A 13,123-nucleotide genomic window follows, 5' to 3' on the forward strand; every position below is an offset into this window, starting at 1 on the left:
TTAACGAGGATCATTTTCCGAAACGGTAATAAACGGTTCGGTCAGTGATAGCGTGATCTCATTGGAAGAGACACGCTGGCCCTGCTCATCTTCTACCACCACAGACAACCGCCAGCGGTTTGTCGCACCTTCTCTGTTGTCCCACTTCGGCATAATAATCGTCCAACCCTGAGCGCTTCGGCTATTGCTGCCCGCCGTTAAGCTCAACGCCTGAGTATCACCCTGCCATGCCAGACGACGGATCCCATGCAAACTACGCACCTGCACCTTCAACGCCACCGTCTCACCAGGCTTGAGATCCCAGGGTGGCGTGGCCAAAAATACCGACAGTGTTTTACGCTGGCGATACTCCAGCGTCGGCAGATTGTTACGTTGTGGATCGTCATAACGACTGCCGCGCAGCGATCGGCTGTTTGCCACCTCGCTTACCATCAGCTGTTTTTTTAGCGGCACGCCAAAACGATAATTTAGCGTTAATCCGAGGTTATTCTGACTGACGCCATTTTCACCCTGCTTATGCTGTGCTGTCACGGTGATCAGCGGCACCGGCGTATAGCTCAATCCCAGATTAACCGCCACAGGATTGTGGTACCCGGTTCCGGAATGAAACAGATCCACCTGGTCACCAAAATACTGCTCCACGCTGACGCTGGTATTGAGATGTTGATAGAACGGCATGCGCATTTGCGCGGTCAGGTCGTATCCCCGGGCCATCCGTTGTTCTTGAGTTGCAAAACGATCCTGCCAGGAGGACAACGGTTGATAGTAATTAGCAGATAAACGGAGGTATTCACCCCACGCCTCTGCCCCCACGCCTCCCCGAGGCAGATTCTCATCCAGCAGGTTGTCATAAAAGGTGTTGTAACCCAGTAACCAACCGTCACGAACCCAGCGCTGCCCAATCCCCGCATTACTGACCAGGCCTCCGTCCTGTTGCGTCAGCCCCAACTGGCTCCAGGTAAGATAACGTTGATTATCCTGCCACGGTATAAACCAACTTCCCCGACTCCCGGTAAAGCTGCCTTCGTTATCCACCTGCAACCCGACGCTGGCGTTTCCCCAGGGAGAGAGCCAGGATTCCAGTTGCTGATTCACCTGTTCGCTGACCCTGTCGCGCACCTGGCCAAACGCAAACTGCTTCGCCTGTTCACCGGTATCAAGCCCGTTATCGGTCATGCTGGCTTCCCCAAACGCTTTGACCATTTCGGCAAAGTGCTTTTCGCCTGCCCGCGACTCCGGCGCCATACCAAGATCGGGCAAGCCATCACTATTGTTATCGAAAGGGTTTTCCGCTTGGTGAATAAATGACGATTGCGCGCTGGCAGTACCGCCTGCCAACGGCAAGAGTGCAAATACAGCGAGAGATAAATAAATATTACGGCTCAAATCGTTAGTGGTTTCTTATATCTATTAGCCACAGCGGCATACTTATCTTAAACCATAACGTCTTCAGTATTGATTTTCAGCCCTTCCTTGCTTTTTCGGCATTATCCTGGCATCTAGAAATAGGTGTAACATACGTGTCAGTTTTTAACGCTCACATGCAGCAAAAGGAGTAAAAATGCAAAAGATAGTGATCGTCGCGAACGGTGCAGCCTATGGAAGCGAATCGTTATTTAACAGTCTACGTCTGGCTATCGCCTTGCGCGAGCAGGAAGGGGATCTCGACCTGCGTTTGTTTTTAATGTCGGACGCGGTAACCGCGGGATTGCGTGGTCAAAAACCTGCGGAAGGATACAATATTCAGCAAATGCTGGAGATTCTGACGGCGCAAAATGTGCCGGTAAAACTGTGCAAAACCTGCACCGATGGCCGTGGAATCACCACGCTGCCGTTAATTGACGGAGTAGCCGTCGGCACGCTGGTTGAACTGGCTCAATGGACGCTGGCTGCAGATAAAGTACTGACCTTCTGATACACCGCTTTCAGGCAAGCACACTGAAAGTGTCGATAATTTCCGGATTTAATCGTAGATGGGCGCGGTTTCGTTGAACGTTAGCACGCCCTTTCAATCCTTTTGAGGGATTTTGTCACTTTTGTTTAATCGTTATGCCATTTTTTGATCAAAATCAGCATCCCGTTGCTCCCCCTTTGGTGTTATGCAATGAGTGAAATGTGAACAACATCACGCAGCACTTTCGACAGAAAGTACGTTGTTTTCAAGAACGGGGTGAAAAATGGCATTAGTGAAGGCAAGTTTAAAGTTATTTGGTGGCGATACGGTGGTTGTGCGCTGTTCCGAGCGCTGTCACATCCATCTGATGAGCGAGAAAAATCACGTCAAAGACACGCAGTCCGACATCTTAAGCGTGCAGGATCGTGATAACGCATGGTTGACCGTGCCCTACACCGGCATCTGGAATGTGCTGATCGACAGCCACAGCCAGTCGCTAGAGCATTCAATAAGTTATATTGCAGCCTAAGCGTTAATTGCCCGAAAAGCGCCTGGCTTTCGGGCATTCAGTTCCCGGCTGGATTCAGGCAAACCCTGGCCGCATAACGCCTTCCGGCAGATTCTCTCCCAACAATCGTTTGACCGTGATCACCAGATCGTTAAGACAGTCATCCTGCATCCCCAACTTGACCAGCTCTTGTTCCAGCGAGAACAAATACTGGGCGTTGGTGCCTAAAGGTCCGCTCGCCGCAGCGATAAGCGGCGCAATCACCTGCGCGCGCGTGTCTGACTCAAACAGCGGGTGGCGAGGATCCATAATAAAGACCAGCGCGTTCACCGTCCGACCATCATCCAGCGCCAACTGGCACCAGGTGGGCAGATAGCATCCGGTGATCATTTCACGCTTCCACAGTAAAGAAAGCTCTTGTTCGAGCGATGCGTTAGGTAAGCGGTAGGCTACACCGGTAGTGCGTCCGCCCTCTTTCAAGGCCAACATGCGTCCTGGCTGACCCGCCGTTCCTCGCCCCGCCGTCAGGCGCAGGCAAAAAGCACGGTGCCAGCCAACTAACGTCCCGGTACAGGACTCATCAAACTCTAAGGCCGGATTCCACATCAACGATCCATAACCGAAGATCCACACCGGTCCATCATCGGGTCGGCAAGCAAGCGTGGCCGCCAGTGAGGCTGCCCGTTGTTCCGCTGACCAGAGTAGTGATTCTTCAATAGCACCAAATGCCGTCTTGCAGTCGGCATTCAATAAAAAATCACGCGTTAACACCTTACACCTCCGCCACTGCTGCTTCCCTGCGACAACTTTTTTGACGCCTTCCGGGCTTTTTTACTGCTCATTTTGAAACCAATAGCTGGACAATAGGCAATTCGCCGCTAGCTTGCAAGGCAACAAAGCGTCAACGGCACTTTATATCCTCTCGCGTTGCTAAGCTCTGCACTATCATTTGTATCAGTAGTATCAGCAATTTTTGTTGACGTTAAAATCTAATGCTTTGTTATTTAAATACTCTATAAACAAGATATGCAATTTTATCCGCTTGGATGCAAAAGTTGGTCCATGCCGTAAAATTACGTAAAACTAGATCGGAAATACCGAAAGATCTGTTATTTTTTACATTCTTTAATACTTTTATAATTATAAATACCTGCAGAGATGGAGAATTAGTTCAATGACACAAGTACATGAGGCGGTAAAAACCCGCCACAAGGAGACCTCTCTCGTCTTCCCGATTTTGGCGCTGGTAGTCCTGTTCTTCTGGGGGAGCAGTCAGTCACTACCAGTGGTCATCGGTATTAATGCGCTGGCCCTTATTGGTATATTAAGCAGCGCATTCAGCGTTGTTCGTCATGCGGATGTATTAGCACATCGACTTGGCGAACCCTACGGGTCACTGATCCTCAGCCTGTCCGTCGTTATTCTCGAAGTCAGCTTAATCTCCGCATTAATGGCGACCGGTGATGCTGCACCTACGCTCATGCGCGACACGTTGTACTCAATCATTATGATCGTCACCGGCGGTCTGGTCGGTTTTTCGTTACTATTGGGTGGCCGTAAATTTGCTACTCAGTATATGAATCTGTTTGGTATTAAACAGTATTTAATTGCCCTGTTCCCACTGGCCATTATTGTACTGGTGTTCCCAATGGCTTTACCGGGAGCGAATTTCACTACCGCCCAGGCGCTGCTGGTAGCATTAATTTCTGCAGCGATGTACGGCGTATTTTTACTGATTCAAACCAAAACGCACCAAAGCCTGTTCATTTACGAGCATGAAGATGAAGGCGACGATGACGACCCGCATCACGGCAAGCCATCAGCACACAGCAATATGTGGCACGCCGCCTGGCTTATCATTCATCTGATCGCCGTTATTGCCGTAACCAAGATGAACGCCAGCCCACTGGAGACCTTGCTGACTGAACTGAATGCCCCAGTGGCCTTTACCGGTTTCCTGGTTGCGTTACTCATCCTCTCTCCTGAAGGGCTGGGCGCGCTGAAAGCGGTTCTGAGCAATCAGGTACAGCGGGCGATGAATTTGTTCTTCGGTTCAGTATTAGCCACTATTTCACTAACCGTACCAGTGGTGACGCTGATCGCATGGGCAACCGGGAATGATTTGGTGTTTGCGCTGGGCGCGCCAGAGATGATTGTGATGGTTTCTTCACTGGTACTGTGCCATATCTCTTTTTCCACCGGACGCACCAATGTGCTTAACGGTGCGGCACATCTGGCGCTGTTTATCGCCTATCTGATGACGATATTTGCCTGATGAAAAAAGCCGGACACCGACATAACTTGTCGGGTCCGGCTTCTTATTTCCTTTCGTATACCTGATAAGCGCAAGCTCTATCAGGCACACAAAATGAATTAGTTCTCAGTATCCAGCTCGTCGAAGCTTTTCACCAGGTCATCAATCGCTTTAATCTGCGTCAGGAACTGTTCCAGTTTTGCCAGCGGCAGCGCGGATGGGCCATCGCATTTCGCATTGGCTGGATCCGGATGCGCTTCAATAAACAGACCCGCCAGACCTACCGCCATACCGGCGCGAGCCAGTTCGGTAACCTGCGCACGACGACCGCCGCTTGCTGCGCCAAACGGATCACGGCATTGCAGCGCATGGGTAACGTCAAAAATCACCGGTGAGTTGCCGGAGACTTTCTTCATCACGCTGAAGCCCAGCATGTCTACAACCAGGTTGTCATAACCAAAGTTCGCGCCACGGTCGCACAGAATAACCTTATCGTTACCACCTTCATGGAATTTATCCACGATATTGCCCATCTGGCCAGGGCTTACGAACTGCGGTTTCTTCACGTTGATAACGGCACCGGTTTTCGCCATCGCTTCCACCAGATCGGTCTGACGCGCGAGGAATGCCGGCAGCTGAATCACATCCACCACGTCAGCAACAGGCTGCGCCTGGCTGGCTTCGTGAACGTCGGTGATCACTTTTACGCCAAAAGTCTGCTTCAGTTCCTGGAAGATTTTCATCCCTTCTTCAAGGCCCGGTCCACGGTAAGAGTGGATGGAAGAACGGTTGGCTTTATCAAAGGAGGCTTTGAACACGTAAGGGATACCCAGCTTTTGAGTAACGGTTACGTAGTGCTCACAAATGCGCATCGCCAGATCGCGGGATTCCAGCACGTTCATTCCGCCAAACAGCACGAACGGCAGGTCATTTGCCACGTTGATGTCGCCAATGCTAACCACTTTTTGTTTCATAGGATCGCCTTAAACGGTAGGTAAAGTGTCATTAATCAATGCAATACAATTTGCTTGTGCGAAATAGTATTAATCTGCGCACGAATCATTTCGCTGATCGGGTCTTCCGGACACTGCTCAACGAAATAACTTAAATCGGTCAGCGCAACATGTTCACACTCGAGCTGCGCGTAGATTAATCCACGATCGCGTATTTCATACGGATCTTCAGGATTAAACTGTAATAGTGCTTCGCTGGCACGCAGCGCCAGCTCCATTTGCCGCTCTTCCATCAGCGATGATTTCAGCGTGTCGAGCAGCTTGCGGATTACTTCTGCATTATCCGCCTCATCCAGGTCTTCGTTAAACAGCTCCGCGACCGGGCTGATATTCCCCTTCAGCCACACTTCCAGCGTGTGCTCATTTAACGTTTCGCCATTGAACGGATTGATTAGCCACATTTCGCCATCGAGCGATTCAATACGCAGGATGAGTTGTGTCGGGAAAATCACCGGCACCAGCGGTAGCTCCAGTCGGTTGGCAATCCACAACAAGATAGCGCCCAGAGATACGGCGCTGCCCTGACGATTTTTCAGTACCTGGTCAAGCCATAATGCATCAGAAAGACGATAGACGCCGTGGGTATCCGTAAACCCCCATTCGCCGTAAAAAAGTGCCAGCAGTTTTTCCAGTTGCTCATCCTGAGACAGGAGCTGGCTAATTTCTTCTTGCGCCAGACTAACCAGACGTTCCAGTTCGTCATACACAGTTTGTGTTGGAAAATCCAGACGGATAGACTCCGACGCCAGGATCATCCCATCACACAATGGCGCTTTATTAAATTCGAAATCAGCTAACGACCTCATGCTTACCCCAGTAACGGTATTTTTGTGGTGGCGAGTTTAATGATGATGTACAGCACCACCAGCGCCAGCGGAAATGCGACTAATCGCGCCTGCTGACTGCGCGCCCGACGATAATCGAGCGCAATAAAACCCAAAACGATGTAAATGATAACCCCAAACAGCTTTTCAGTCAGCCATGTCCCGTGCTCAGTGAATGGCAGGATGTGCGCTTTAACCATTAACGCTATGCCGCTGAGTAATAAAACGGTATCGACAACCGGCGGCACGATGCGCGTCCAGCGCGCGCAGGCAAGGCGCGAATCGGTGTAACGCCACCAAAAACGCAGCGTTAACAGACCAACAGAAAGCGCAATGCTGATGAGATGGACGTTGAGTAACACGCTGAAGGTACTCATGATGGGATGCGTCCAAGCGTAATTCGCTCGTTGCCGCCATAGTCGCGGCAGGTTTCAACCGCCTGGTAACCAGCATGAGTATAGGCGTCGCGGACTGCCTGTCCCTGCTGCCAGCCGTGCTCCAGCAACAGATATCCGCCGGGCGTTAGCATGTGTCGAGACTGGTCAATGATATGCACGATATCCGCCATACCCTGCTCGCCCGCCACCAGTGCCGATAGCGGCTCAAAACGTACATCGCCAAGCGCCAGGTGCGGGTCCTGTTCGTCGATATACGGCGGATTGCTGACAATCATGTCAAACTGCTGCCCCTGCAAAGCGCTGAACCAGTCGCTTTGCAGCACGCAAACATTGTCGATGGCCAGATGCTGTTTGTTGCGAGTTGCCAGCGCCACGGCATCGAGCATGCGGTCAACCGCGGTCACCGCGCAATCCGGACGCTCAGTTGCCAGCGCCAGCGCGATGGCGCCCGTACCGGTTCCCAAATCGAGAATACGACACGCAGAGGCAGGCAGACGAGCCAGCGCCTGCTCAACAAGACACTCAGTATCCGGGCGTGGAATAAGCGTAGCCGGAGAGACAAACAGCGGCAGCGACCAGAACTCGCGCACGCCGGTCAGATGTGCCACCGGCTCACCCCGCTGACGGCGTTCCAGTAATGTATCGAGCCGTTGACGCTGCGCCTCGGTTAACACCGTTTCGCCGAACGCCAGAATAAAGGTGCGCCCCTTACCGGTGACAAACTCGAGTAAAATCTCGGCGTCACGTCGCGGGCTTTCGCTTTCCTGTAATTGGCTTATCGCTTCACGCAGCCAGTGCTGATAATCCATTAATCCTGCTCGGACAACGCCGCCAGTTGGTCGGCCTGGTATTCCTGGACAATCGGCTCAATCAGCATATCCAGTTTGCCTTCCATCGCTTCATCCAGACGGTAGAGTGTCAGGTTAATGCGGTGATCGGTCACACGACCCTGCGGGAAGTTATAGGTGCGGTTACGATCGCTGCGATCGCCGCTGCCCAACAGGTTACGACGTTCAGAGGCTTCTGCCTGTTGACGTCTTGCCACTTCGGCGGCACGAATTCGCGCCCCCAGCACCGACATCGCTTTGGCTTTGTTTTTATGCTGTGAACGTTCGTCCTGGCATTCCACCACGATACCGGTCGGTAAGTGGGTAATACGGATTGCGGAGTCGGTGGTGTTAACGTGCTGACCGCCCGCGCCTGATGAACGGAAGGTATCAATACGCAGATCGGCCGGGTTGATGTCCGGCAGTTCGGCATCCGGCAGTTCCGGCATGACAGCGACCGTACAGGCAGAAGTATGAATACGCCCCTGCGATTCCGTCGCAGGTACGCGCTGCACGCGATGGCCGCCGGACTCAAATTTCAGTCGCCCGTAAACGCCTTCACCGCTAATCTTGGCAATAACTTCTTTAAACCCGCCATGTTCGCCTTCGCTGGCGTTCATGATCTCTACCCGCCAGCGACGCGATTCAGCGTAACGGCTGTACATGCGGAACAGATCGCCGGCAAACAGCGCCGCTTCATCACCACCGGTTCCCGCACGCACTTCGAGGAAGGCGTTACGTTCGTCATCGGGGTCTTTAGGTAACAGCAGGACCTGCAGATGCTGTTCCAGCTGCTCGCATTTCTCTTTTGCTTCGCGCAGTTCATCCTGCGCCATTTCACGCATTTCAGGATCGTCGAGCATCATCTGAGCCGTCTCGATATCTTCCTGAACCTGTTGCCAGTCCGTAAAACAGCGAGAGACATCGCTTAATTGCGCATATTCGCGCGACAGCGCACGAAAGCGATCCTGATCTGCGATAGTACCCGCATCACCGAGCAGCGCCTGAACTTCTTCATGGCGTTCATGCAGGGCTTCCAGTTTGGCAACGATAGAAGGCTTCATAGGCGTAAATGCACCCTGTAAAAAATAAGATTGGTGTGCTGCTACTCCAGCCCGAGGCTGTCGCGCAGAATATTCAGGCGTTCACTATCCCCGTCACGGGCGGCCTGTTGAAGTGATTTGGTTGGTGCATGGATCAGGCGGTTGGTCAGTTTCCAGGCCAAATCCTGCATAATGGCTTGCGCATCACCGCCCTGCTGAAGAGCGGCCAACGCTTTAGCGGTCAGTTCATCACGGATCTGTTCTGACTGACTGCGATACTCGCGGATAGTGTCGCTTGCGCCCTGGGCGCGTAGCCAGGCCATAAACTCGCTGGCTTCCTGCTCCACAATCGTTTCGGCTTCCACCGCCGCCGCTTTGCGCTGGGCCAGGTTATGCGAAATGATGCTTTGCAGGTCATCAACGCTGTACAGATAGGCGTTAGACAATTTACCCACTTCCGGCTCGACATCGCGCGGTACGGCGATATCCACCAGTAGCATAGGCTGATTGCGACGGTTTTTAAGCGCGCGTTCCACCATTCCTTTACCGATAATCGGCAGCGGACTGGCAGTAGAACTGATAATGATATCGGCATCCTGCAAACGCGCGTCGATATCACTCAGTGAAATCACCTCGGCGCCGACTTCATCCGCCAGCACCTGCGCACGCTCGCGCGTACGGTTGGCGATGATCATCTTCTTCACTTTATGCTCGCGCAAGTGTCGCGCTACCAGCTCGATGGTTTCGCCCGCACCGACTAACAGCACGGTTACCGTTGAGAGCGATTCAAATATCTGCCGCGCCAGAGTACAGGCGGCAAACGCCACCGACACGGCGCTGGCACCGATGTCAGTTTCTGTACGTACACGTTTAGCAACAGAGAATGATTTCTGGAACATGCGCTCCAGCGCACTGGCGTTCTGGTGGCCTTTTTGCGAATCCGCAAATGCTTTTTTCACCTGCCCCAAAATTTGCGGTTCACCGAGCACCAGTGAATCCAGACCACTGGCAACGCGCATCAAATGACTGACGGCGTCGTTGTCCTGGTGCCAGTACAGGCTATTACGCAGGTCTTCTTCATTGAGGTTATGGTATTCGCACAGCCAGCGAATCAGCGCTTCTCGCAGGTTATCCTGCTCTTCCACGCTGAGGTAAATCTCTGTGCGGTTACACGTCGACAGCACTACCCCGCCCTGCACCATTGGCAGCGCTTGCAGGCTGTCCAGCGCCTGATCGAGCGTATCCGGCGAAAACGTTACGCGTTCTCGCAGCGATACAGGTGCCGTTTTATGGTTAATACCAAGCGCTAAAAGGGTCATGTGTGCGGGAATAGTACCAGCGTTGATAAGGTTAGACTGGGTGCATCATACAGGATGCGTGCGGTCAATAAAAGAGACTGACCCCTTTTGGAGTAATAGCTTAGTGCACAAATTTAAGCGATTTAAGATAACTTGAACGTAGACGATGTCTGATGGCGGCGCTAGCATTAAGAGTTATAACTGCAACGTATCTCAAGGATTTGTCATCATTATGACCCTGCCTGATTTTCGCCTGATTCGCCTGCTGCCCCTTGCGGCCCTGGTTCTTAGTGCCTGTACCCTCAACGCGCCGAAAGGTCCCGGCAAAAGCCCCGATTCCCCGCAGTGGCGCCAGCACCAGCAGGAAGTACGCGCCCTGAACCAATATCAGACGCGCGGTGCGTTTGCCTATATTTCCGATCAACAGAAAGTGTATGCCCGCTTTTTCTGGCAGCAAACCGGTCAGGATCGCTATCGTCTCCTGCTGACCAACCCACTGGGCAGCACTGAACTGGAACTCAATGCGCAGCCGGGTAACGTCGAACTGGTCGATAACAAAGGCAAGCACTACACTGCCGACGACGCTGAAGAGATGATCGGCAAACTGACTGGCATGCCTATCCCATTGAATAGCCTGCGCCAGTGGATCCTTGGCCTGCCGGGTGACGCTACTGATTACAAGCTCGACGACCAATATCGTCTGAGTGAAGTGAACTACAGCAAAGACGGTAAAAGATGGAAAGTGGTCTATAGCGCCTACGACAGCAAAACCCAGCCAGCGATGCCGGCAAACATGGAGCTGTCGGACGGCTCCCAGCGTATTAAGCTAAAAATGGATAACTGGATTGTGAAATGATGACTCATTGGCCCTCTCCGGCAAAACTGAATCTGTTTTTATACATCACCGGGCAACGTACGGACGGTTACCATTCGCTGCAAACGCTATTTCAGTTTCTTGATTATGGCGACACGATAGATATTGCGCTGCGTGGCGACGGCGAAATCCGCCTGTTAACCCCGGTGGAAGGCGTTGCGCACGAAGACAACCTGATCGTCCGTGCGGCACGTTTGCTGATGAAGGTGGCATCTGAAAGCAATCGCCTTCCCAAAGGGAGCGGTGCGGACATCAGTATCGACAAACGCCTGCCGATGGGCGGCGGTCTTGGCGGTGGTTCATCAAATGCAGCAACCGTTCTGGTGGCGCTGAACCATCTCTGGCAGTGTGGACTTTCGATTGATGAACTGGCGGCACTCGGTTTAACCCTAGGGGCGGATGTTCCCGTGTTCGTGCGCGGCCATGCGGCCTTTGCCGAAGGCGTAGGAGAAATTCTGACGCCGGTCGAGCCTGAAGAAAAGTGGTATCTGGTTGCTCACCCGGGAGTCAGCATTCCGACACCGGTGATTTTTAACGATCCCGACCTCCCGCGCAACACGCCAAAAAGGTCAATAAAAACGTTACTAAAATGTGAATTCGGCAATGATTGCGAGGTTATCGCAAGAAAACGTTTTCGCGAGGTTGATGCGGCGCTTTCCTGGCTGTTAGAATACGCGCCGTCGCGCCTGACTGGTACAGGGGCTTGTGTCTTTGCTGAATTTGACACTGAGTCTCGTGCTCGCCAGGTGCTTGAGCAAGCCCCGGAATGGCTCAAAGGCTTTGTGGCGAAAGGCGTCAACCTCTCCCCATTGCACAGAGCGTTACTCTAAATCCTTCTGGTTTCAGGAAGATGGCGAAATGACAAACCGCAGGAGCATACAAAAGTATGTGACTGGTGTGAGGAATTGATGCCAGCGAACATGAAACACGAAGGATAAGGAGTAAGCCGGGCAAGCTGAGTTGCGGTGACAACGTCACCCTGTTCCAGACGTTGCATCGCGCTCTTTAATACACCGCATGGAGAGGATACTGCCTGGCCCGCACAGTTTTCGGCAGATTCTTTCCACCAATGGACGCATGCCTGAGGTTCTTCTCGTGCCTGATATGAAGCTTTTTGCTGGTAACGCCACCCCGGAACTAGCACAACGTATTGCCAACCGCCTGTACACTTCACTCGGCGACGCCGCTGTAGGTCGCTTTAGCGACGGCGAAGTCAGCGTACAAATTAATGAAAATGTACGCGGTGGTGATATTTTCATCATCCAGTCCACTTGTGCCCCTACTAACGACAACCTGATGGAATTGGTCGTTATGGTTGATGCGCTGCGCCGTGCTTCCGCAGGCCGTATCACCGCCGTTATTCCTTACTTCGGCTATGCACGTCAGGATCGTCGCGTACGTTCCGCTCGTGTACCGATTACCGCTAAAGTCGTCGCTGATTTCCTGTCCAGCGTTGGCGTTGACCGCGTCCTCACCGTTGACCTGCATGCTGAACAGATCCAGGGCTTCTTCGATGTACCGGTTGATAACGTATTCGGTAGCCCGATCCTGTTAGAAGACATGCTGCAGCTGAACCTGGACAACCCGATTGTGGTTTCTCCGGATATCGGTGGCGTCGTGCGTGCCCGCGCTATCGCTAAACTGCTGAACGATACCGATATGGCTATCATCGACAAACGTCGCCCACGTGCGAACGTTTCTCAGGTGATGCACATTATTGGTGACGTTGCAGGTCGTGACTGCGTACTGGTTGATGACATGATCGATACCGGCGGTACGCTGTGCAAAGCAGCAGAAGCACTGAAAGAACGTGGTGCAAAACGCGTATTTGCTTACGCTACTCACCCGATCTTCTCAGGTAATGCGGCAAACAACCTGCGCAACTCAGTGATTGATGAAGTCGTTGTCTGTGACACCATTCCACTGACTGACGAAATCAAAGCACTGCCAAACGTGCGTACATTGACCCTGTCGGGTATGCTGGCCGAAGCGATTCGTCGTATCAGCAACGAAGAATCCATCTCTGCTATGTTCGAGCATTAATCGAGCCCGGCTCAAAAACCCGCTGCGGCGGGTTTTTTTATCTGTAATATTTATTTGTATGACTTTTGCCTCCTTCACCTGCCATTCAGTTGACAGATGATGCGCCCATGGATGAAACATTATTGTGAACAGATTATTTTCCTCACA

The 13,123-nt window shown here is 52.4% G+C and carries 14 protein-coding genes; 6 read left to right on the top strand and 8 right to left on the bottom strand.

What is annotated here, in order from left to right; translation table 11 throughout:
• Entirely contained in the window at positions 1 to 1,386 is a 1,386-nt protein-coding gene (locus WN16_RS16725) for a YchO/YchP family invasin (protein WP_044700186.1), read from the bottom strand.
• A 175-nt stretch (positions 1,387 to 1,561) separates the two neighbouring features.
• Here WN16_RS16725 and WN16_RS16730 point away from each other — a divergent pair, with 175 nt between their 5' ends.
• Both WN16_RS16730 and WN16_RS16735 read left to right on the top strand, forming a co-directional pair.
• Entirely contained in the window at positions 1,562 to 1,915 is a 354-nt protein-coding gene (locus WN16_RS16730; RefSeq protein WP_003020761.1) for a DsrE/DsrF/TusD sulfur relay family protein, read from the top strand.
• A 262-nt stretch (positions 1,916 to 2,177) separates the two neighbouring features.
• On the top strand, positions 2,178 to 2,423 hold the full coding sequence (locus tag WN16_RS16735) for a DUF1883 domain-containing protein (protein WP_003020763.1): 246 nt from the start codon (positions 2,178 to 2,180) through the stop codon (positions 2,421 to 2,423).
• 54 nt (positions 2,424 to 2,477) lie between these two features.
• Here WN16_RS16735 and WN16_RS16740 read toward each other — a convergent pair whose 3' ends face one another.
• Positions 2,478 to 3,173, bottom strand: a complete 696-nt coding sequence (locus WN16_RS16740; protein ID WP_003020766.1) for a gamma-glutamylcyclotransferase — start codon at positions 3,171 to 3,173, stop codon at positions 2,478 to 2,480.
• Positions 3,174 to 3,576: 403 nt separating this feature from the next.
• Between WN16_RS16740 and chaA the strand changes: the two genes are divergently transcribed.
• Positions 3,577 to 4,677 carry a sodium-potassium/proton antiporter ChaA gene (chaA, locus tag WN16_RS16745; RefSeq protein ID WP_003020769.1) on the top strand — a complete coding sequence of 367 codons (1,101 nt, stop codon included), beginning with the start codon at positions 3,577 to 3,579 and terminating at the stop codon, positions 4,675 to 4,677.
• Positions 4,678 to 4,775: 98 nt separating this feature from the next.
• On the opposite strand, the gene kdsA is transcribed toward chaA, so the two are convergent.
• The 6 genes from kdsA to hemA are packed head-to-tail and all read right to left on the bottom strand — an operon-like array spanning position 4,776 to position 10,080.
• Positions 4,776 to 5,630: a 3-deoxy-8-phosphooctulonate synthase gene (gene kdsA / locus WN16_RS16750; RefSeq protein WP_003020772.1), complete on the bottom strand. Its 855-nt coding sequence runs from the start codon at positions 5,628 to 5,630 to the stop codon at positions 4,776 to 4,778.
• 35 nt (positions 5,631 to 5,665) lie between these two features.
• Positions 5,666 to 6,475 (bottom strand): invasion regulator SirB1, encoded by an 810-nt coding sequence (gene sirB1, locus WN16_RS16755; protein WP_003020775.1) that lies wholly within the window; start codon positions 6,473 to 6,475, stop codon positions 5,666 to 5,668.
• A 2-nt stretch (positions 6,476 to 6,477) separates the two neighbouring features.
• Positions 6,478 to 6,870: an invasion regulator SirB2 gene (gene sirB2, locus WN16_RS16760; RefSeq protein WP_003020779.1), complete on the bottom strand. Its 393-nt coding sequence runs from the start codon at positions 6,868 to 6,870 to the stop codon at positions 6,478 to 6,480.
• A complete protein-coding gene (gene prmC, locus WN16_RS16765) occupies positions 6,867 to 7,700 on the bottom strand; it encodes a peptide chain release factor N(5)-glutamine methyltransferase (protein ID WP_044700188.1) in 834 nt (277 codons plus the stop codon). Before prmC ends, sirB2 begins: the two co-directional genes overlap by 4 nt.
• Complete coding sequence (gene prfA / locus WN16_RS16770) at positions 7,700 to 8,782, bottom strand: peptide chain release factor 1 (RefSeq protein WP_044700189.1); 1,083 nt, start codon at positions 8,780 to 8,782, stop codon at positions 7,700 to 7,702. The genes prmC and prfA overlap by 1 nt, the downstream gene beginning before the upstream one ends.
• A gap of 41 nt (positions 8,783 to 8,823) precedes the next feature.
• Positions 8,824 to 10,080: a glutamyl-tRNA reductase gene (hemA, locus tag WN16_RS16775; protein WP_003020789.1), complete on the bottom strand. Its 1,257-nt coding sequence runs from the start codon at positions 10,078 to 10,080 to the stop codon at positions 8,824 to 8,826.
• Positions 10,081 to 10,291: 211 nt separating this feature from the next.
• On the opposite strand from hemA, the gene lolB reads away from it, so the two are divergent.
• From lolB to prs, 3 genes are all read left to right on the top strand, one after another.
• Entirely contained in the window at positions 10,292 to 10,915 is a 624-nt protein-coding gene (lolB, locus tag WN16_RS16780; RefSeq protein ID WP_044700192.1) for a lipoprotein insertase outer membrane protein LolB, read from the top strand.
• Positions 10,912 to 11,763 carry a 4-(cytidine 5'-diphospho)-2-C-methyl-D-erythritol kinase gene (gene ispE, locus WN16_RS16785; RefSeq protein ID WP_044700194.1) on the top strand — a complete coding sequence of 284 codons (852 nt, stop codon included), beginning with the start codon at positions 10,912 to 10,914 and terminating at the stop codon, positions 11,761 to 11,763. Before lolB ends, ispE begins: the two co-directional genes overlap by 4 nt.
• A 265-nt stretch (positions 11,764 to 12,028) precedes the next feature.
• Entirely contained in the window at positions 12,029 to 12,976 is a 948-nt protein-coding gene (gene prs / locus WN16_RS16790; RefSeq protein WP_001518537.1) for a ribose-phosphate diphosphokinase, read from the top strand.
• The last annotated feature ends 147 nt before the right edge of the window (positions 12,977 to 13,123 follow it).

It is taken from the genome of Citrobacter sp. ABFQG (genome assembly GCF_004322975.1).
GTDB classification, from domain to species: domain Bacteria; phylum Pseudomonadota; class Gammaproteobacteria; order Enterobacterales; family Enterobacteriaceae; genus Citrobacter; species Citrobacter freundii.